The sequence below is a fragment of the Pseudomonas sp. Z1-14 genome (genome assembly GCF_051132005.1).
Lineage (GTDB): Bacteria > Pseudomonadota > Gammaproteobacteria > Pseudomonadales > Pseudomonadaceae > Aquipseudomonas.
This window is the reverse complement of record NZ_CP071646.1, coordinates 1,768,359-1,789,386: the sequence shown is the minus strand read 5'-3', so window position 1 is coordinate 1,789,386 and position 21,028 is coordinate 1,768,359. Positions and strand designations below refer to the sequence as shown.

The 21,028-nt window shown below is 61.0% G+C and carries 15 protein-coding genes; 8 read left to right on the top strand and 7 right to left on the bottom strand.

Annotated elements, in window-relative coordinates; all coding sequences use genetic code 11:
• The first annotated feature begins 132 nt into the window (after positions 1 to 132).
• The 4 genes from J3P89_RS08345 to J3P89_RS08330 all read left to right on the top strand — a co-directional run bounded on the left by J3P89_RS08345 (position 133) and on the right by J3P89_RS08330 (position 9,069).
• A complete protein-coding gene (locus tag J3P89_RS08345; protein ID WP_305499797.1) occupies positions 133 to 1,461 on the top strand; it encodes a deoxyguanosinetriphosphate triphosphohydrolase in 1,329 nt (442 codons plus the stop codon).
• A gap of 323 nt (positions 1,462 to 1,784) precedes the next feature.
• A complete protein-coding gene (locus J3P89_RS08340; RefSeq protein WP_305499795.1) occupies positions 1,785 to 2,411 on the top strand; it encodes a response regulator transcription factor in 627 nt (208 codons plus the stop codon).
• Positions 2,412 to 2,485: 74 nt separating this feature from the next.
• Positions 2,486 to 6,043, top strand: coding sequence for a transporter substrate-binding domain-containing protein (locus J3P89_RS08335; protein WP_434697964.1), 3,558 nt, complete (start codon positions 2,486 to 2,488; stop codon positions 6,041 to 6,043).
• Between the two features lie 77 nt (positions 6,044 to 6,120).
• The gene (locus J3P89_RS08330; protein WP_434697243.1) at positions 6,121 to 9,069 is read left to right on the top strand and encodes an HD domain-containing phosphohydrolase; all 2,949 of its coding nucleotides are present in this window, start codon (positions 6,121 to 6,123) and stop codon (positions 9,067 to 9,069) included.
• On the opposite strand, the gene J3P89_RS08325 is transcribed toward J3P89_RS08330, so the two are convergent.
• Together J3P89_RS08325 and J3P89_RS08320 are read right to left on the bottom strand one after the other, a co-directional pair.
• Complete coding sequence (locus tag J3P89_RS08325) at positions 9,070 to 9,552, bottom strand: GAF domain-containing protein (protein ID WP_434697242.1); 483 nt, start codon at positions 9,550 to 9,552, stop codon at positions 9,070 to 9,072.
• Positions 9,549 to 10,439 (bottom strand): ATP-binding protein, encoded by an 891-nt coding sequence (locus tag J3P89_RS08320; protein WP_434697241.1) that lies wholly within the window; start codon positions 10,437 to 10,439, stop codon positions 9,549 to 9,551. Before J3P89_RS08320 ends, J3P89_RS08325 begins: the two co-directional genes overlap by 4 nt.
• 163 nt (positions 10,440 to 10,602) lie before the next feature.
• Here J3P89_RS08320 and J3P89_RS08315 point away from each other — a divergent pair, with 163 nt between their 5' ends.
• On the top strand, positions 10,603 to 12,924 hold the full coding sequence (locus tag J3P89_RS08315) for a response regulator (RefSeq protein ID WP_434697240.1): 2,322 nt from the start codon (positions 10,603 to 10,605) through the stop codon (positions 12,922 to 12,924).
• On the opposite strand, the gene J3P89_RS08310 is transcribed toward J3P89_RS08315, so the two are convergent.
• The 3 genes from J3P89_RS08310 to msrB form a co-directional block, all read right to left on the bottom strand.
• Positions 12,908 to 13,369: a MarR family winged helix-turn-helix transcriptional regulator gene (locus tag J3P89_RS08310; RefSeq protein WP_434572825.1), complete on the bottom strand. Its 462-nt coding sequence runs from the start codon at positions 13,367 to 13,369 to the stop codon at positions 12,908 to 12,910. The genes J3P89_RS08315 and J3P89_RS08310 overlap by 17 nt on opposite strands.
• The gene (locus J3P89_RS08305) at positions 13,366 to 13,851 is read right to left on the bottom strand and encodes a glutathione peroxidase (RefSeq protein ID WP_434697239.1); all 486 of its coding nucleotides are present in this window, start codon (positions 13,849 to 13,851) and stop codon (positions 13,366 to 13,368) included. The genes J3P89_RS08310 and J3P89_RS08305 overlap by 4 nt, the downstream gene beginning before the upstream one ends.
• 241 nt (positions 13,852 to 14,092) lie before the next feature.
• Positions 14,093 to 14,488 carry a peptide-methionine (R)-S-oxide reductase MsrB gene (gene msrB, locus J3P89_RS08300; protein ID WP_434629465.1) on the bottom strand — a complete coding sequence of 132 codons (396 nt, stop codon included), beginning with the start codon at positions 14,486 to 14,488 and terminating at the stop codon, positions 14,093 to 14,095.
• Between the two features lie 220 nt (positions 14,489 to 14,708).
• Here msrB and J3P89_RS08295 point away from each other — a divergent pair, with 220 nt between their 5' ends.
• Positions 14,709 to 15,920, top strand: a complete 1,212-nt coding sequence (locus J3P89_RS08295; RefSeq protein WP_018603142.1) for a pyridoxal phosphate-dependent aminotransferase — start codon at positions 14,709 to 14,711, stop codon at positions 15,918 to 15,920.
• 298 nt (positions 15,921 to 16,218) lie between these two features.
• Positions 16,219 to 17,106: a protease HtpX gene (gene htpX, locus J3P89_RS08290; RefSeq protein WP_003183732.1), complete on the top strand. Its 888-nt coding sequence runs from the start codon at positions 16,219 to 16,221 to the stop codon at positions 17,104 to 17,106.
• 51 nt (positions 17,107 to 17,157) lie between these two features.
• On the opposite strand, the gene J3P89_RS08285 is transcribed toward htpX, so the two are convergent.
• The gene (locus J3P89_RS08285) at positions 17,158 to 17,862 is read right to left on the bottom strand and encodes a thiopurine S-methyltransferase (RefSeq protein WP_434697238.1); all 705 of its coding nucleotides are present in this window, start codon (positions 17,860 to 17,862) and stop codon (positions 17,158 to 17,160) included.
• A gap of 105 nt (positions 17,863 to 17,967) precedes the next feature.
• Here J3P89_RS08285 and J3P89_RS08280 point away from each other — a divergent pair, with 105 nt between their 5' ends.
• Entirely contained in the window at positions 17,968 to 18,735 is a 768-nt protein-coding gene (locus tag J3P89_RS08280) for a DODA-type extradiol aromatic ring-opening family dioxygenase (RefSeq protein ID WP_434697237.1), read from the top strand.
• Between the two features lie 188 nt (positions 18,736 to 18,923).
• Here the strand turns inward: J3P89_RS08280 and J3P89_RS08275 are convergent, their stop codons facing one another.
• Positions 18,924 to 20,597 carry a DEAD/DEAH box helicase gene (locus J3P89_RS08275; RefSeq protein ID WP_434697236.1) on the bottom strand — a complete coding sequence of 558 codons (1,674 nt, stop codon included), beginning with the start codon at positions 20,595 to 20,597 and terminating at the stop codon, positions 18,924 to 18,926.
• Between the last annotated feature and the right edge of the window lie 431 nt (positions 20,598 to 21,028).

Sequence of the window (21,028 nt, the reverse complement as noted above, 5' to 3'; positions counted from 1 at the left end):
TTTCCATTGGAACGGCCCGATTGACCCGTCCGTGCAACACCCGGGTACAACAGGTCGATGCCTGCGGCCCTTGCAGGACGCGTCCCGAACCGGGAAGCTAGGGCATCGACTCACCAAACGGAGCAACTGGCCTTGGATTGGCACACCCTGCTGACTCGCGAACGCCTGGGAAAACCCCTGCACAGTCCGGAAGAACTGGGCCGCAGCCCTTTCCATAAAGACCACGACCGCATCATCTTTTCCGGTGCATTCCGTCGCCTCGGACGCAAGACCCAGGTGCATCCGGTCTCCAGCAACGATCATATCCACACGCGCCTGACCCATTCGCTTGAAGTCAGTTGCGTCGGGCGCTCCCTGGGCATGCGCGTGGGAGAAACCATCCGCGGCGCCTTGCCAGACTGGTGTGAACCCAGCGACCTGGGCATGGTGGTGCAATCGGCCTGCCTGGCCCACGACATCGGCAACCCGCCGTTCGGCCACTCCGGTGAAGACGCCATCCGCTACTGGTTTCAACAGGCGGCCGGACGAGGCTGGCTGGATGCCATGAGCGAGGCCGAGCGCAATGACTTTCTCAATTTCGAGGGTAATGCCCAAGGATTCCGGGTCCTCACGCAGCTCGAATACCATCAGTTCGACGGCGGCACCCGGCTGACCTACGCGACGCTTGGCACTTACCTGAAATATCCCTGGACTGCCCGCCACGCCGACTCCTTGGGCTACAAGAAGCACAAGTTCGGCTGCTATCAGAGCGAACTGCCGTTGCTCGAGCAGATTGCCCACAAGCTCGGCCTGCCGCAAATCGAGGACCAGCGCTGGGCAAGGCATCCGCTGGTCTACCTGATGGAGGCCGCCGACGATATCTGCTACGCGCTCATCGACCTGGAAGACGGCGTGGAAATGGAGCTGCTGGAATACCCGCAGGTGGAATCGCTGCTGCTGGATCTGGTCGGCGATGACCTGCCGGAGACTTATCGGCAGCTTGGCCCGCTGGATTCCCGGCGGCGCAAACTGGCGATCCTGCGCGGCAAAGCCATCGAACACCTGACAAACGCCGCCGCCCGGGCGTTCGTCGAGCAGCAGGAGGCACTGCTGGCAGGCACGCTGCAGGGAGACCTGGTGGAACACATGCATGGCCCGGCCAAACGCTGCGTCTTGAACGCCAAGGACATGGCCCGCAAGAAGATATTCCAGGACAAGCGCAAGACTCTGCACGAAATCGGTGCCTACACCACGCTGGAAATTCTGCTCAACGGGTTCTGTGGTGCCGCCCTGGAACAACACGGCGGCCGTACACCCTCGTTCAAGAATCGGCGCATCCTCGATCTGCTGGGTAACAACGCGCCAGACCCTGACGGCCCCTTGCACAGCGCGTTCCTGCGAATGATCGATTTCATCGCCGGCATGACCGACAGCTATGCCAGCGAAATGGCACAGGAAATGACCGGTCGCACTCGTCAATGAGCTCAGCGCCGCCTTTATCGGCGGCTCACTCAACAACAGATAAACAAACTTTTCTAAAACTCGCTATCTCTACGAAATGAGCGAAACAAGCTACTGACGGACTACGCGTGCCTGATTAAAAGTTAAACACCTTGCCTTGAATAGAATATAAGACGCGCTCGTCCCACTCCATTCGCCTACCAATAACCTAAATACTTCGTAGTACCTTTCCTCTTTTCTTGTAGGAAACTTCCGAAACTGGAAATGTAGCCCCGTCTCCTCGTACGACCCTGACTTAACTGGGCTAAGGTGCGCGCTTTATTCAGTTCGCAGGGGATTTATTCATGAACTCCGTTTTCATTGTCGACGATCATCCGGTCATCCGCCTCGCCGTTCGAATGCTGCTGGAGCATGAAGGTTATAAAGTTGTAGGAGAAACCGACAACGGCGTCGACGCGATGCAAATGGTCCGTGAATGTATGCCGGACCTGGTCATACTGGACATCAGCATTCCCAAGCTTGATGGGTTGGAAATTCTTTCACGTTTCAACGCAATGACCGCCCCGATCAAGACGCTGGTGCTGACGGCGCAATCACCGACGCTGTTTGGCATCCGCTGCATGCAATCTGGTGCCTCCGGCTATGTGTGTAAACAGGAAGACCTCAGTGAATTGATCAGCGCAATTAAGGCCGTACTGTCCGGCTATAACTATTTCCCGAGCCAGGCGTTGACGCCCCTGCGTCATGATGATCCGCGCAGTATCGAGCTGGATCTTTTCAAAAGCGTCAACGATCGCGAATTGATGGTGCTGCAACTTTTCGCGCAGGGCCGTACCAACAAAGACATCGCCAAAGGCATGTTTCTCAGCAATAAAACCGTCAGCACGTATAAAAAACGCTTGATGCAGAAACTCAAGGTCAAGTCCCTGGTAGATCTGATCGAGATGGCCAAGCGCAACGCACTTGTTTGAGAAATAACAGCATGTACAGATGTCTACGCGAATTTCTTCTGCTGTCGTGCGCAGGACTCTATGTCGCGACTCTCATGGCCGCCCCGCAGTTGCCCGAGCGTTATACGCTGCTGAGTCGGGCGACGGCGGATCCCATGCAGATCAGACTCGACGCTCCCCATCGCGCCTGGCTGCAAGGTCGTCAGGAGCTGGTCCTGGGTACATCCGCACCGGATTATCCCCCGTTCGATCTTTCCACCAGTGGCCGCGATTATGAAGGCATGACTGCCGATTACGCGGGTGTCGTCGCCCAGGCGACCGGTTTGCCCATGAAGGTATTGCGCTTCAGTTCCCGTGGCGACGCGATTGCCGCGCTGGAAAGCGGGCAAATCGACTTGCTCGGCAGCGCCAACGGTTTCGAGGCCAGCAATCCGGGCATCGCCCTGTCGAAACCCTATGCAGTAGACCAGCCCGTCCTTGTTACCCGGACGGGCGACCGCCCGTCCCTGACCGAAGATCTCGAAGGGCTGCGGCTGAGCATGGCCTATCACTACCTGCCCCTGGATGAAATCAGAAAACTCTATCCCAAGGCGCAGATCACCACCTACACCTCTTACCAGAACGCCATCAATGCCGTCGCCTTCGGCCAGGCCGACGTATTTCTCGGCGACACCGTTTCTACCCACTATCTGATCAACAAGGGCTACCTGAGCAACGTCCGCATGGCCAGCTTCGGAAAACACGAAACCTACGGTTTCAGTTTCGCGGTCCGCCGGGATAATGCCCTGCTGCTGGAAATCCTGAACGCCACGCTGAGCCAGCTCCCGATTGCGGAGCAGACGGCGATCTCAAAACGCTGGAGTGCCGGCAGCGACCTGTACCTCACGGATCAGCGGATACAACTGACTGACCGCGAACAACGTTGGCTGACGAAGCATCCCGTCGTTCGCGTGGCCGTAAACGAAACGTTCGCGCCGTTTACGTTCTTCGATCCGGACGGTGATTTTCGCGGTATCAGCGCCGACCTGCTGGAACTGATCAGGCTGCGTACCGGCCTGCGCCTGGAGATCCAGCGGCGCCAGACTGACGGCGAAATGATCTCCGCGGTGGTGAAAGGCGAGGCCGACATGATTGCCGCGCTCCTGCCCAGCAGCGAACGGCAACAGTCCTTGAAGTTCAGCCGTCCCTACCTCGACAGCGCCTTTGTCCTGCTGACCCGCAAACAATCCGACACGCCCGCAACCCTCGACCAGCTCGCCGGCAAGCGTCTGGCAATCGCCGCGGGCAATCCCATCATCGACTGGCTGCGCAGCGAATATCCGCATATCCAACTGGTCGAGGCCGCCGACTCCCTGCGGGCCGTCGATATGCTCGCCCAGGGGGAGGCCGATGGCAGCGTCAGTTCGCTGGTCATGGCCAATTATTTCCTGTCTTCCCACACGCTGCGCGACACATTGCAGATCAGCAGCACCGTAGGCACCCGACAAGCCCTGTTCTCGTTGGCCAGCGCAACGAACTCACCAGAGTTGAGCTCGATCCTGGACAAGGCCCTGACCAGCATCGAACCCGCCGAACTGGGGGTCATCAACAACCGCTGGCGAGGGCATATCTCGGCGGCGGAGCTTACCTGGCGCACCTATCACCGGGTATTCCTGCAGTTTGTCGCAGGCGCCGGCCTGTTATTGCTGCTGTCCCTGGCGTGGAATGCGTACATGCGGCGGCAGATCAGGCAACGCCAGAAGGCGGAGCTGGCGCTCAACGACCAGCTTGAATTCATGCATGCCCTGCTCAACGGCACCCCCCATCCGATCTACGTGAGGGACCGCCATGGGCTTCTGCAAAGCTGTAACGACAGTTACCTGGAATCGTTTAACGCAACACGCGAAGAAGTGATCGGCAAGGACGTCGCGGCGGTATCCATGAGCAATGTTTTCGAAGCGCAGGAATATCGGGCGGACTACCAGCGTGTCATGGCCGAGGGCACCGCCTTGATCACCGACCGGCCGCTGCAGATTGGCGCTCGGAAGCTGACGATCTATCACTGGATCCTCCCCTACCGTAACGCCGCGGGACACGTACAAGGCATCATCGGTGGCTGGATCGACATCAGTGAACGGCGCCAGCTTGTCGAGGAACTGCATGCCGCCAAGGAACAGGCCGACGCCGCCAATCGCGCGAAAAGCACCTTCCTGGCGACCATGAGCCATGAAATCCGTACGCCTATGAACGCAGTGATCGGCATGCTGGAACTGGCCCTCAAGCATGCCGACAAGGGACAGGTCGACCGTTCGACCATAGCGGTCGCGTACGAATCGGCCTCAGGCATGCTGGAGCTGATCGGCGATATCCTGGACATTGCCCGCATCGAATCAGGCCACCTGACCCTGGCCCCCGAACGAGTGAATGTCAGCGCCTTGCTGCGCTCGGTGGTCAGGGTATTCGAGGGACTGGCCCGGCAAAAGAATCTGCTGTTGTCGCTGCAGGTAGAGCCCGCCGACGACAAACACGACGTCCTGATAGACCCATCGAGATTCAAGCAGGTGATCTCGAACCTGATCAGCAATGCCTTGAAATTTACCGAGCAGGGCGAGGTGAAGGTCCGCGCCAGGCTTTCCCGAACCGCTCATGAAAATACGCTGCGGATGCAGATAGAAGTCAGCGACAGCGGCATTGGCATCAGTCCGGTGGACATGCAGCGCCTGTTCGAACCGTTTGCCCAGGCCGACAACAGCAGCCGGATGGCCCGCAAAGGCGCGGGGCTGGGCCTGGTGATCAGCCGCCAGTTGTGCCAGATGATGGGCGGTGAGTTGTCCCTGGACAGCCAACCGGGCGTCGGTACCCAGGTCCGGCTTACCCTGGAGCCGAGCATCCTGCCCGAGACGACGATCGGCGTCCCGGCGGAGCCTGCGGTCGAAACGGCCACGGCCCGATTGAGCGTCCTGGTGGTGGATGATCACCCGGCCAATCGTTTATTGATGACGCAGCAACTGGAATACCTCGGTCATCGCCACTCCCTCGCCAACGATGGCGCGCAAGGGCTCAAGGCTTGGCATGAGGGTGATTTCGACCTGATCATCGCCGACTGCAACATGCCCGTCATGAGCGGTTACGAGCTTGCCAGGGCCATCCGTCGGTACGAGGCCGAACATCAACAGCCGCGCTGCACCATCCTCGGGTTCACCGCCAATGCGCAACCCGAGGAGAAGCAGCGCTGCAAGGAGGCCGGAATGGACGACTGCCTGTTCAAGCCGATCAACTTGAGCACCCTGAGCCAATGGATGAACACGATCAAGCCCGCGAGCCGCCCAGCCGTGTTCAATGTCCGGAGCCTGCACATGCTCACCGGCGGCGACCCGATCTCCGTCCGGCGGCTGCTGGCGGAACTGCTGAGCAGCAACCGTTCCGACCGCCAGGAGCTGCTCCAAGCCGCCCGTACCGGCCCTTCCCAAGCGGTTGCCGAAACGGCGCACAAGATAAAAGGCGTCGCCCGTATCGTGCAGGCAAATGGGCTGATCGAATTGTGCGAGGCTCTGGAAATCGCCTGTCATCAGGAGCAGGCACCCGGACAAATCGACGCCTGCGCGAAAGCGCTCCACCGAGCGATGACCGAACTGGAACAGGCGCTGGAAACGGAGATCGCCAAGGCAGGATAATCCAGTGTTTACTATGCTGTTGGCTCAGCAGTGCGTATCAGGGGGCGATCTCCCCCCGAACACTTGGAGTGACGGATATGCCCAGCGCACCGCGTCCGGAAAAACGCCGGTTTCCCCTGCACGTCCATATCAGCGTGATGTTTACCCTGCTCCTGCTGCTGACCGGCGTCGTGCTGGGCGTCTTCAACTACCGGCAAACCACCCAGATCATCCTGTCCAGCAGCGAAAAGCTGTTCAATCGAATTGAACAGGACGTACGCTTGGACCTGTACGACACCTACGAACCGATCCGTCATCTGCTGGGCCTGCTGGCCGATTACCCGGCGACGCGTGCGCCTGGGATGGCGCAACGGCTGGACCTGCTCGTGCCCTTCAGCCAGGCGCTGCGAGACAACCCGAACCTGGCGTCGCTGTACCTGGGTGACAGCAAGGGCGAGTTTTTCATGGTCCGGCCGTTGCGCACCGATGCCTTGAGGGCTGCGATGAAGGCACCGGTCGGCGCGCTGTATCAGGTCTGGACCGTGGAGCGCGCCGGCAGCGAAGACCTGGTTCGCTCGCAATCGCTGTTCTATGACCGGGACCTGAACCTTCTCAGCCGCCTGCAACATCCTGACGAAACCTACGATCCGCGCAGCCGGGGCTGGTTCCGTAGCGCCTTGAGCAGCCCTGAACAGATCACCACCGAACCCTACGTGTTCTTTTCCACCCGAAACATCGGCACCACCCTTGCGCGGCGCAGCGGCGAGCAGGCCGTCATCGGCGCTGACCTGACCCTGGCCGCCCTGTCCCAGACATTGGCCAAGCACAAGGTGAGCGCCGGCACCGAAATTGTCCTGATCGATCCCCAAGGCAACGCGGTGGGCTATCCGGACAGTCCCCGGTTGATCGCCGACATTCAGTCGTCCCGCCTGATCAAGGCGCGTGACCTTGCCCCGGCCATCGCCGCTGCGCTCGATGACCACTCTGACACGCCACGCCTGGAAGCGGCCGGACGCCAATGGATCGTTTCCCGCAGCCACATGCAGGAGGGCGGGCCGCAGGGTCTGGAGTTGGCCTTGCTGGTGCCGGAGGATGAATTGCTCGCCGATGCCTATCGCCTGCGCTGGCAAGGCGCGCTGATCACCCTCGCCACGTTGCTGCTGTGCCTGCCCCTCGGCTGGCTGACCTCGCGAATCCTGGTCAAGCCCTTGCGCGCACTGGTCAAGGAAGCCGACGCCATTCGCAGCTTCGACTTCAACTATCCGGTGTCCCGCCGTTCTCCGGTGCTGGAGGTCGATCAACTGGGTGTTTCGATGGCCCGCATGAAAGAAACCCTGGCGAGTTTTTTCGAGATCACGGCCAGCCTGCGCGCTGAAACCCGCTTTGCCCCGCTATTGGAGCGGGTGTTGTTCGAGACGGTGAAAATCGGCCAGGCCCAGGCCGGCCTGATCTATCTGCGCGAACACGACGAGGAGCAAGTCAAGCCCTACGGGCTGGTGATCGATGGGACACCTCGGGACCTGCAAGCCTTCGCCCTGCGAGGCTACGCACTGAATGGCGCGGACAGCCCGCCGTGGTTACAGGAACTGGCCACCGCGGAGACCCTGGTGTCCTCGCTGGGCTTCGAGCAGGCTGCCGATTTGCGCAGCGTCCTGCTGGAACTGGATGCCCCGCGCGTGCACCTGATCGGCATCCGCCTGCGCAACCGCCACCAGGAAACCGTTGGCATCTTGTTGCTGTTGATCACAGACAGCGGCGCTGAAGCCGACCTGGAGAAACTCCAGCCGGACCGCATCGCCTTTCTCCAGGCCGTTTCCGGCACCGCGACGGTGAGCATCGAAAGCCAGCGCCTGCAAGCCAGGCAAAAGCAGCTGCTGGACTCATTCATCCAACTGCTCGCCGGGGCGATCGATTCCAAGAGCCCTTACACCGGTGGCCATTGCCAGCGAGTGCCGGCCCTGACGCTGATGCTCGCCCAGGCCGCGGCCGCCAGCCGGGCACCGGCGTTCGACGCCTACCGGCCAACGGACGATGAATGGGAAGCGCTGCACATCGCTGCCTGGCTGCATGACTGCGGCAAGGTCACCACACCCGAGTATGTAGTGGACAAGGCCACCAAGCTGGAAACCCTGAACGACCGGATCCATGAAATCCGTACCCGCTTCGAGGTACTCAAGCGCGACGCCTGGATCGATTACTGGCAGGCCCTGGCAACCGGTGGCGAGTCGTCAGCCCTGGCCCGCCAGCGCGACGCGACGCTGGCCGCCCTCGATGATGACTTTGCCTTTGTCGCACGCTGCAACCTGGGCTCCGAAGCCATGGCCGAGAATGATTTGCAGCGTCTGCAACGCATCGCCCAGCGCACGTGGACGCGCACTTTGGATGATCGCCTGGGCGTTTCCTGGGAGGAAAGCCGACGCCAGGCGCGCACATCCACGCCGACGCTTCCGGTGACTGAATCGCTGCTGGCGGACAAACCCGAGCATCTGATCGAGCGGCATGCAGCCGAGCTGATTCCGGCAGACAACCCATGGGGCTTCCAGCTCGATGTACCGCGCTGGAAATACAACCGCGGCGAACTCTACAACCTCAGCATCACGCGCGGCACACTGACCCGCGAAGAACGTTATGTGATCAACCACCACATGGTGCAGACGATCCTGATGCTCAGCCAGCTGCCCTTCCCCAGCCACCTGGAAAACGTTGCGGAAATCGCCGGCGGCCATCACGAGAAAATGGATGGCACCGGTTATCCGAAGCGACTCAAGCGCGAGCAGATGAGCCTGCCGGCTCGAATGATGGCGATTGCCGATATCTTCGAAGCGCTGACCGCAGCGGATCGCCCGTATAAAAAAGCCAAGAAACTGAGTGAAGCCCTCGGCATCATGGCCACCATGTGCCGCGACGCCCACATCGATCCCGAGCTGTTCCAGCTGTTTGTCGACGAGCGAATCTACTTGCGTTATGCCGAGGAGTTCCTGGACCCGAGCCAGATCGATGAGATCGACCCGGGCAGCCTGCTGGTCAAGGCCGGGCTGAAGGTGTGATCAGCAATCGGTCAGCCGCAGGAAGATTGCCGCCAGTTGCTCGATGCCGGCCTGGTCATGCTCGGTGAAGCGCGCCGGTTTCGGACTGTCCAGGTCCAGCACGCCGATCAAACGTCCCTCCTTGACCAGCGGCACCACCAGTTCGCTGTTCGAGGCGCTGTCGCAGGCAATGTGCCCGGGAAATGCGTGGACATCTTCGACACGCTGGGTTTGGCGAGTCGCCGCCGCCGTGCCGCAAACACCACGACCGAAGGGAATGCGCACACAGGCAATCTGACCCTGGAACGGCCCCAGCACCAGTTCCTCGCTGCGGTTGAGGTAGAAACCGGCCCAGTTCAGATCATCCAACTGACTGAACAGGAAAGCCGAGAACTGCGCGGCATTGGCGATGAAGTCGCGTTCATCCGCCAGCAACGATTGCAGCTGTGCCGACAACAGGCCGTAGCCTTCGAGGCCGTCACCGGTGTGGGTCAAATCGATCATGCCTTGTGCTCCAGGAGTTTGAGGCCCACCCAATAACGGGCAAACTGATAGGCGCAACGTCCGTTGCGGTTGCCACGCCCGGTTGCCCAGCGCACCGCCTGCACATCCAGTGCTTCGTCACGCTGCCAGTCGAGCCCGGCCTTGGCCGCCAGCTCGCCGATCCAATGCTCTACCACATCGAGGAAGTGCTCCTGGGTAAACGGATAGAACGACAGCCACAACCCGAAGCGGTCGGACAAGGCGATCTTGTCTTCCACCGCCTCGCTGGGGTGCAGCTCGCCGTCGACCCGTTTCCAGTTCTCGTTGTCGCTTTCCTTTTCCGGTACCAGGTGACGGCGGTTCGAGGTGGCGTACAGCAGCACATTGTCCGGCGCCTGTTCCAGGGAACCGTCGAGCACACTCTTGAGCACGCGGTAGTCGCCTTCGCCGGACTCGAACGACAGGTCATCGCAGAACAGCACAAAACGCTGGGGCAGTTTTGCCACCTGCTCGACTACCCGGGGCAGATCGGCCAGGTGGTCACGCTCGATCTCGATCAAGCGCAGGCCCTGCCCGGCATGCTCAGCCAGCAAGGCCCGTACCAGCGACGACTTGCCGGTGCCGCGCGAGCCCCAGAGCAAAGCGTGGTTGGCCGGCATGCCATCGATGAACTGACGGGTGTTGCGGCCCAGTTGTTCAACCTGACGGTCGACACCGATCAGGTCCGACAGGCGCATGTCGAGGCTGACCGTCAACGGCAGCAGGAAACCGCTGCGCCCGTCACGTTGCCAGCGCGCGGCCAGGGTCTGGTTCCAGTCGATGTAGGGCCGCGGGGCGGGCAACAAGGGCTCGATACGGGCAAGCACCGCATCGGCGCGCTCAAGAAAAGCATTCAATCGGGCGTCCACGTCTTTTCCTCGGACAAGTTCACGGTAATGATGACGCTACAGCGACGAAACGACGAGGCCAGCGGCGGGTCTGTTTCAGACAACGCAAACCGGCCGCACCGGTATTCGGAAATGATCAGCTATGCTTGACCGGCGAAGGGAAACGTAAGTGGTTCACCATCCCATGGACATCAGATTCACCCAACGGCTGTCGTACAAACAGGCTCGACTGACCGTCATGGTGGGTTTCGTGCTGGGCACCTTCCTAAGCCTGGTACAGATCGGCATCGATTATGCCAGCGAAGACGCGTCGATCAACCGTGAAATCCTCTCGTTGCTGGAAATCAGCCACAACCCGGCCTCGCGCATCGCCTATAACATCGATGCCGAGCTTGCCCAGGAACTGGCCCTGGGCCTGTTGCGCTCGCCGGCCATCGTCGGCGCCGAACTGATCGATAACAACAATACGGTGCTGGCCAGCGTCAAGCGACCCGAGCTGCAAAGCAGTTACCGATTTATCAGCGACTCGCTTTTTGGCGCCCAACGACAGTTCGAAGACCGGCTCTACCTGAATCATTCGCCGGGCGAGTCCCTCGGCGTGCTGCGACTGGATGTAGACACCTATGCGTTCGGCAGCCGTTTCCTGCGCCGGGCCGAGGTGACACTGCTCAACGGTTTCGCCCGCAGCCTGATCCTGACCGGCCTGCTGCTGGCGCTGTTCTATGTCATGCTGACCAAACCCTTGGTGCGGGTCATCCGCGAACTCAGCAGCCGCGACCCGGGCAGCAGCGAACAGCGCCCGCTGGAATGTCCTTCCGGCCACCAACACGACGAAATCGGCGTGCTGGTATCGGTCGCCAACCAGCAGTTCGAGAATGTCTCCACTGAAATCCAGCAACGGCGCGCGGCTGAAAATCGTCTGACCGATTACCTGGCGCAACTGGAGAATATCGTTTCGGCGCGCACGGCCGAGCTCAAGGCCATCAATGCCCGGCTCAGCCAGTCCAACGAGGAGCTGGATATTGCCCGGCGCACCGCCCTGGACATGGCTGACGCGCGCTCCGCGTTCCTGGCCAACATGAGCCATGAGATCCGCACCCCCCTCAATGGCTTGCTCGGGATGATCGCCCTGTCCCTGGATGGCCCGTTGACGGCCGAGCAACAACAACAGCTGTCGATAGCGCATGACTCCGGCAAGGTATTGGTCGAACTGCTCAACGACATTCTCGATCTGTCCAAATTCGACGCCGGCCAACTGGAACTCGAACGTATCCCGTTCGACCTTGGCGCGCTGGTCGAAGACACCGCCAACCTGCTGTCGCAGAACGCGGCGCCAAGCGTCGAACTGGCGTGTCTGATCGACCCGCAGTTCCCAGCCCAGGTACTGGGCGACCCGACCCGCGTTCGCCAGATCGTCAGCAACCTGCTTTCCAACGCGTTGAAGTTCACCCGTTTCGGTCGGGTCGATGTGCGATTGAATCACTATGAAGGCGGCGTGCGGGTCGAGGTCTGGGACACCGGCATCGGCATTCCCCAGGAGGACCAGGCGCGGATTCTCCAGCCGTTCACCCAGGCCGGCGCGGGCATTACCCGCCAGTTCGGCGGCACCGGGCTGGGCCTGGCACTGACCTACAACCTCTGCGAGGCGATGCGGGGCCGGTTGACGATCAGTTCCGAGGCGGGCTTCGGAAGCCAGTTCTGCGCCGACCTGCCGCTGCCCGCCCACAGCCCGGCCGCGCCCGTCGAGACCTTGCGGGGCAACGTGGTCGCCATCACCACCGCCAACAGCGGGCTGGCCGAATTGCTGGGCATGCTGCTGCCGGTCTGGGGACTGGACTACATACAACGCACCGTGGACGACGGCTTGCTGGGGCTCAAGCCGGACATCCTGATCACCGATTGCCCGGAATGCCTGTTCAATTTACGCCCTACCTTCGACGCGCCGATTCTGCTTGTCACCGCCTATGGCAGCTTCATGCCCAGCGAAGAAGCCGCCGCCCTCGCGCCTTTGCTGCAGCAGGCCCGACCGCTGGCGCGCCACGCGCTTTACCAGATCCTGCGCCGGGCCCTGCAAAGCGAGGCGACGACCATCAACGACGCGCAAATCGAAGCACTGGCGCCCTCGCGGCGTGGCCGGGTGCTGCTGGTGGAGGACAACCCGGTCAACCAACTGGTGGCCAAGGGCATGCTGGTCAAGCTGGGCTGTGAAGTGGTGGTCGCGGCCCATGGCGCCGAAGCCCTGGATCAGCTCGAACAACAAACCTTCGACCTGGTCCTGATGGACTGCAACATGCCGGTCATGGATGGTTACGAAGCCAGCCGGCAGATTCGCCGCAGCGGCCGCTGGCCGGACCTGCCGATCGTCGCGCTGACGGCCAACGCGATGCCCGAGGAACGCGAACGCTGCCGGGCCGCCGGCATGAGCGATTACCTGTCCAAGCCGTTCCGTCGCGAGGAACTGGCGGCATTGCTGGACCAGTGGGTGCCGACTACGTCAGCCCTTTGATCTGCTTGAGCAGGTGATCCAGGCCATCGCGCAACTCGCCCACGCGATCCAGATCGATCCCGCTGTCGCACAGCAGGCGCGCCTTGAGCGGGCCGACCTGCTCGCGCAAGGCGCGGCCCGCATCCGACAGGCTCAAATGCACCTCTCGCTCATCCTGGACCGAGCGTTGGCGGCGGATCAGACTCAGTTGCTCCAGGCGCTTGAGCAACGGCGTCAGCGTGCCGGAATCCAGCAGCAAACGCTCTCCAAGCGCCTTGACCGTGGGCTGCTCCGGGGTGTTGTCCTGCCATTCCCACAGCACCAGCATCGCCAGGTACTGCGGATAGGTCAGGCCAAGCTGATCGAGCATCGGCTTGTAGCCACGAATCACCGCCCGTGATGCGGCGTACAGCTTGAAGCACAACTGACTGTCGAGCTTCAGCGAATCGACTGACAGGTCGCTCATTTGAGCAGGGCTTCGATCTCGCCGGTGAGATCCTCGGGCTTGGTGGTCGGGGCGAAGCGCTTGACCACCTGGCCGTCCTTGCCAATCAGGAACTTGGTGAAATTCCACTTGATGCCCTTGGACCCCAGCACACCGGGCGCCCGCTGCTTGAGCTGGACAAATAGCGGATGGGCGTTGGCCCCGTTGACATCGATCTTCTTGAACAGCGGAAAACTCACGCCGAAGTTGAGCTCGCAAAACTCGGAGATCGCCCCTTCGTTGCCTGGTTCCTGCTTGCCGAACTGGTTGCAAGGAAAGCCCAGCACCACCAGGCCCTGGTCCTTGTAGGATTGCCACAAAGCCTCAAGACCTTTGTACTGAGGGGTGAAGCCGCATTGGCTGGCGGTGTTGACCACCAGCACGGCCTTGCCGGCGAAATCGGCGAGCGTCTTCTGCTCGCCCTTGATGGTGGTGCAGGGAATGCTCAGCAGATTGTCGGTCATGGGACGGCTCCAAAGGGAAGTTGGATGCCGAAGATAGCGAGCAATTAAATTGTGTGCAATTTAATTGTCATTAATGCGGCTCCAAGGCTCCCGTGGCGAGGGAGCTTGCTCCCGCTCGGCGGCGCAGCCGTCGTAAGACCGGCTGGCACGATCAACCTGAAAAAACTGCGCCAGGTTGTTATGGGGCGGCTGCGCCACCCAGCGGGAGCAAGCTCCCTCGCCACGAAGGACTGCGCAACGCTTACTCGCGAGGGACCAGATCCAGGCACACCGAGTTGATGCAGTAACGCAAGCCAGTGGGCGGTGGGCCGTCGGGGAAGACATGGCCCAGATGCGCGTCGCATCTGGCGCAGACCACCTCGGTGCGAATCATGCCGTGGCTGACATCTCGCACCTCCACCACCGCGCTCCCCTCGATCGGGGCGTAGAAACTCGGCCAGCCGCAGCCGGAATCGAATTTGGTCGTCGAATCGAACAACGGCTCGTTGCAGCAGATGCAGTGGTAGATGCCATCGGTCTTGGTCGCGTTGTACTTGCCGGAAAATGGGCGTTCGGTGCCTTTGAGGCGACAGACGTTGTACTGCTCCGGATCGAGCATCTCACGCCATTCTTCAAGGGTTTTCTGCAACTTTTCCATCGTCCTACCTCGGCAATTGAAAAAGCCCGATCCGACGCTTTTCCGCAGATCGGGCGGCACGTATGATTGCGCCTCGTCAGGCGCCAGTCTGGCAGTCACGTCATGCGCATTCAAATGGATTGTGGCGCATCTACCGCGTCCGGCCCGGGCACAGACGCAGGATCCCCAGTACGGTAGTTCATACGCCGCCTGGATCGTTCATTTTCGGGAACACATCGCCATGCAGGTCAGCAAATCGAACAAGCTCGCCAACGTCTGCTACGACATTCGCGGCCCGGTGCTCAAGCACGCCAAACGCCTGGAAGAGGAAGGCCATCGCATCCTCAAGCTGAACATCGGCAACCCGGCGCCCTTTGGTTTCGAAGCCCCCGATGAAATTCTCCAGGACGTCATCCGCAACCTGCCGACCGCGCAAGGCTACAGCGACTCCAAGGGCCTGTTCAGCGCCCGCAAGGCCGTGATGCAGTATTACCAGCAGAAGCAGGTCGAAGGCATCGGCATCGAGGACATCTACCTGGGCAACGGCGTGTCCGAGCTGATCGTGATGTCGATGCAGGCCTTGCTCAACAACGGCGACGAAGTGCTGGTGCCGGCGCCGGATTATCCGCTGTGGACCGCCGCCGTCAGCCTGTCCGGTGGCAACCCGGTGCATTACCTGTGCGACGAGCAGGCCAACTGGTTCCCTGACCTGGCGGACATCAAGGCCAAGATCACCCCGAATACCAAGGCCCTGGTGATCATCAACCCGAACAACCCGACCGGCGCGGTGTATTCCCGCGAGGTGCTGCTGGGCATGCTCGAACTGGCCCGCCAGCACAATCTGGTGGTGTTCTCCGACGAGATCTACGACAAGATCCTCTACGATGACGCCGTGCACGTCTGCACCGCCTCGCTGGCACCGGACCTGCTGTGCCTGACCTTCAACGGCCTCTCCAAGTCCTATCGTGTCGCCGGCTTCCGCTCCGGCTGGATCGCCATCTCCGGCCCCAAGCACCACGCCCAGAGCTACATCGAAGGCATCGACATGCTGGCCAACATGCGTCTGTGCGCCAACGTGCCGAGCCAGCATGCGATCCAGACGGCGTTGGGTGGCTACCAGAGCATCAACGACCTGGTCCTGCCCCAGGGCCGTTTGCTGGAACAGCGCAATCGCACCTGGGAACTGCTCAATGACATCCCCGGCGTCAGCTGCGTCAAGCCGATGGGTGCGCTGTATGCCTTCCCGCGAATCGACCCGAAGGTCTGCCCGATCCACAACGACGAGAAATTCGTACTCGACCTGCTGCTGTCGGAGAAATTGCTGGTCGTCCAGGGAACGGCGTTCAACTGGCCATGGCCGGACCATTTCCGCGTCGTGACCCTGCCGCGGGTTGACGACCTTGATCAGGCCATTGGCCGCATCGGCAATTTCCTCAAATCCTACCGTCAATGATCCAGACGGAGTGCGGGGCGTTTGCCTCGCGCTCTGTTTGATTCAGCAACATATCCATTTTCCTGCCTCCGCAGGTTTCTGACGCGGGGACTCGTTGTCCGATGGACGACGAGACGCAACGTTCACGGGGCGCAGCGGCCACATTTCTTTTCCGGCGCAACTTTCAGAAAAGTCTTTCAAACAATGAGGACCGCTGTAGGACACAGTTTGAAATAGAAGGCGAGTTGAATAGCCTGCGGCAGCACCTTATATACCCCGCATAACGCTACATCTTTAGCATGAGGAGATTGCTACCACCATGATGCGCATCCTGCTGTTCTTGGCCACTAACCTGGCGGTCGTGCTGATTGCCAGCATCACCCTGAGCCTTTTCGGCTTCAACGGGTTCATGGCGGCCAACGGGGTTGATCTCAACCTCAATCAGCTGCTGATCTTCTGTGCGGTGTTCGGTTTTGCCGGTTCCCTCTTCTCGCTGTTCATCTCCAAATGGATGGCGAAGATGAGCACCGGCACCCAGATCATCAGCCAGCCGCGCACTCGTCACGAACAATGGCTGCTGCAGACCGTCGAGCAGCTGTCCCGTGAAGCCGGGATCAAGATGCCGGAAGTCGGGATCTTCCCGGCGTACGAAGCCAACGCCTTCGCCACCGGCTGGAACAAGAACGACGCCCTGGTCGCCGTCAGCCAGGGCCTGCTGGAACGGTTTTCGCCAGATGAAGTGAAAGCTGTGCTGGCCCACGAGATCGGCCACGTCGCCAACGGCGACATGGTGACTCTGGCGTTGATCCAGGGCGTGGTGAACACCTTCGTCATGTTCTTCGCCCGCATCATCGGCAACTTTGTCGACAAGGTGATTTTCAAGAACGAAGAAGGCCAGGGTATCGCCTACTACGTGGCGACCATCTTCGCCGAGCTGGTCCTGGGCATCCTCGCCAGCGCCATCGTCATGTGGTTCTCGCGCAAACGCGAGTTCCGCGCCGATGACGCCGGTGCGCGCCTGGCCGGCACCAGCGCCATGATTGGCGCCCTGCAGCGCCTGCGCGCCGAACAAGGCCTGCCGGTGCACATGCCCGACACCTTGAACGCCTTCGGCATCAACGGCGGCATCAAGCAGGGCCTGGCTCGCATGTTCATGAGCCACCCACCGCTGGAAGAGCGAATCGACGCACTGCGTCGTCGCGGCTAACCGCCAACTGATACAAGAAAGCCCGCAGCGATGCGGGCTTTCTTTTGCCTGCTAAGTCAAAAGCGGCAGCGGGCCCGTCCGGGACGGGGTCATTGAGCGCACCCCACGACTGGACACCAGATATACCCGCTCATCCAGCCGCTTCACGCCCGCCTGCAAGAACTTCCAACTCTCGCCCAGCACATCCTGCTCCTGCAGAACTTGCAATTGCCAAGCCCTGCCCAGCAACCGCTGCACCTCTTCATGTCCTACCGAGAACGGCGGCCCAGGCATCTCGTCCTGGTTGTAGTCCAGGGTAATCAGCAGCCCGACGCAGTCCGGCATTATGTTCTGCAGATGGGCCGCATAACGCTCGCGCATCGGTGCAGGCAGGGCGATCAGTGCCGCACGGTCATACAACGTCGCGCAATCCGCGACGTCCAAAGGCGTCAACGCAAAGACATCACCGCAGCGGATCTCGATGGCACCAGAACGAAATACCTTGAAGGCGCCCTCCTCACTCACGTTTGGCTCAAGCTGATGCTCCTGGAAAAAATCAGTGACGGCCTTTTCCGATAGCTCCACCCCCAGCACGGAAAAACCCTGTTGCGCCAACCACAGCAGATCCAGCGTCTTGCCGCACAAGGGCACCAATACTCGAGTTTCTTCAGGCAATCCCAACTGTGGCCAGAAACGCTGCAAGTAAGGGTTCACTTCCGGCAGATGAAAACCGATCTGGTTGGTTGACCAACGCTTGTGCCAAAACTCGGGGTCCATGGGAATCGCTCCATAAATTCGATCAAAACGGGTTAAAACTTATATTAGATTTCGATCGTTGACCTGACCGAAGATGAACCCATCTTAACGCTCAGGAGCCCGTCCATGCTGCCCAGCCTGTTTATCTCCCATGGTTCACCGATGCTTGCCCTGGAACCCGGCGAGAGCGGCCCGGCCTTGGCTCGCCTGGCCGCGCAAATGCCGAAGCCCAAGGCCATCGTGATGGTGTCCGCCCATTGGGAGAGCAATGAACTGCTGGTCAGCGCCAACCCGCGGCCGCGTACATGGCATGACTTCGGTGGCTTCCCGAAAGCGTTGTACGAAGTGCAATATCCGGCGCCAGGCGATCCCCTGCTGGCAACGCAGGTCGCCGAACTGCTCAATGCAGCGCAATTGCCGGCACGCCTGGAGACAGGGCGGCCATCGGACCACGGCGTCTGGGTGCCGCTGTCGTTGATGTACCCCGAGGCCGATATTCCCGTGGTACAGGTTTCCCTGCCCAGCCAGCGCGGCCCGACACTGCAGACGCAGGTCGGCCGGGCCCTGGCAGGACTGCGCGAACAGGACATCCTGCTGATCGGTTCCGGCAGCATCACGCATAACCTGGGGGATCTGGACTGGAACGCCGGCCCTGACAGCATCGAGCCCTGGGCCAAGGCATTCCGCGATTGGATAGTGGCGCAACTGGCGGCCAACGACGAGTTCGCGTTGCATGATTACCGCCGCCAGGCCCCCAATGCGGTGCGTAGCCATCCCAGCGACGAGCACCTGCTGCCGCTGTATTTTGCCCGGGGTGCGGGTGGGAAATTCAGCATTGCCCATGAAGGGTTCACGATGGGAACGTTGGGGATGGACATTTATCGGTTTGATTGACGTACCGAGTCGCTCCAATTCGCGAGCAGGCTCGCTCCCACAGGCAATACAAATCCAGTGTGGGAGCGAGCTTGCTCGCGATTGGCTTCAACACCGCGCTCCCGGCAGGAACACCAAATGACAGGCAAAAAAAATCCCCGAACCAGTCGGGGATTTTTTCATGCTCGATCAATCAGCCTGCGGGCCGATCAATCCTCGCGATAACGACGCAGCTTGAGCTGCTTGCCAGCCACGCGAGTGTCCTTGAGCTTGGTCAGCAACTTTTCCAGGCCTTCTTCCGGCAGTTCCACCAGGCTGAAGCTGTCACGCACCTGGATGCGACCGATCGCTTCGCGGGCCAGGCCGCCTTCGTTGAGGATCGCGCCCAACAGGTTCTTGGCGGCAATGCCGTCACGAGCACCCAGCGCGGTACGGCAGCGGGCACGGCCTTCGCCCAGCGGGATCGGCGCGCGACGCTCGCGATCACCACGGTCCGGACGATCACCGGTACGCTCGGGACGATCGCCACGCGGCACGCTGTTCGGCACCAGTGGACGTTCCTTCTCGATCGCCGCCAGGGTCAGCGCCTGACCGTTGGTAGCCTTGCGCAGCAGGGCAGCGGCCAGGGCACGCGGGGTGCAACCGATGTCGGCGGTCAGGCGATCGAGCAGATCACCGTGGGTCGATTCGGCGTCAGCCACCAGCGGCGACAGGCTGTTGGTCAGTTTCTTGATGCGGGCATCGAGAACGGCCTGGGCGTCCGGCAGGCGAACTTCCGCGACCTTCTGACCGGTTACACGCTCGATCACTTGCAGCATGCGGCGCTCACGCGGAGTCACCAGCAGCAGCGCGCGACCTTCGCGACCGGCACGGCCGGTACGGCCGATACGGTGGACGTAGGATTCCGGATCGTACGGCATGTCCACGTTGAACACGTGGGTGATGCGCGGAACATCCAGACCACGGGCAGCAACGTCGGTCGCCACAACGATGTCCAGACGGCCATCCTTGAGGGAATCGATCACGCGCTCGCGCTGGTTCTGGGCAATGTCACCGTTCAGCGCAGCGGCTTTGTAGCCTTTGGCTTCCAGGGCGCTGGCCAGGTCCAGGGTCGCTTGCTTGGTGCGCACGAACATGATCAGGGCGTCGAAATCTTCCACTTCCAGCAAGCTGAGAACGGCGGAAGTCTTCTGGTCAGCGTGAACCAGCAGGTGAGCCTGCTCGATCGCGGTAACGGTCTGGGTCTTGGTCTGGATCTTCACGTGTTGCGGATCGCGCAGGTGGCGCTCGGCAATGGCACGGATCGATTGCGGCAAGGTGGCCGAGAACAAAACAGTCTGGCGAGTCGCTGGCAGGGCCTTGAAGATGACTTCCAGGTCATCCATGAAACCCAGCTTGAGCATTTCGTCCGCTTCGTCGAGAACCAGGTGGTTCACGGTAGCGAGGACTTTCTCGTCACGACGCAGGTGGTCGCAGAGACGGCCCGGGGTGGCGACAACGATCTGCGCGCCATTACGGATTGCTTTCAGTTGTGGGCCCATCGGGGCGCCGCCGTAAACGGCCACAACGGTAACGCCAGGCATTTGCTTGGAGTAGGTTTCGAAAGCGGTTGCTACTTGCAGCGCCAACTCTCGGGTTGGCGCCAGGATCAGGGCTTGCGGCTCGCGCTTGGCAGGATCGATGCGATGCAGGATCGGCAGGGCGAACGCAGCGGTTTTACCCGTACCGGTTTGCGCCTGGCCAATCATGTCGTGGCCGGCCATGATGATCGGGATCGACTGCTGCTGAATAGCCGAAGGTTCTTCGTAGCCAGTCGCAATGACGGCAGCAAGAATGTTCGGGTTGAGATTAAAAGCGGCGAAGCCGCCGGTTTCCTGGGTCATGGGTCTGCCTCTAAGTGCATCCGCAAAGACCCATGCTCCAAAGCTGCGCATGCCGTGTTGAGACTCAAGAGTCGCCCTGGCTGCTTTGTCGGCGGGGATTTGCGAAAACGAATGAATGAAAAAGAACGTCGTGGAAGCATCCGTTGTGCGGACATGCAACCGAAGCTGGCTTCGGGGAATTGCGCTACCGTGACGCGGCCCGGCTAAAGGCCGGCGCGCACTATACCGGAATTCGTTGAAAAAGGGAGATTTTTTTATCGACGAAGGGTGTGGTGGCGCGCTGTCCAGCAGGCGTCGAGGGCGTTAGCTAAAACGGTTCACCTTTGGCTGGCTAAGCCCCTGTGATGAGCTCCCTGTGGCGAGGGAGCTTGCTCCCGCTCGGCTGCGAAGCAGACGCCTGGGTTGATATCTGGAATCGAAGGGGCCGCTTC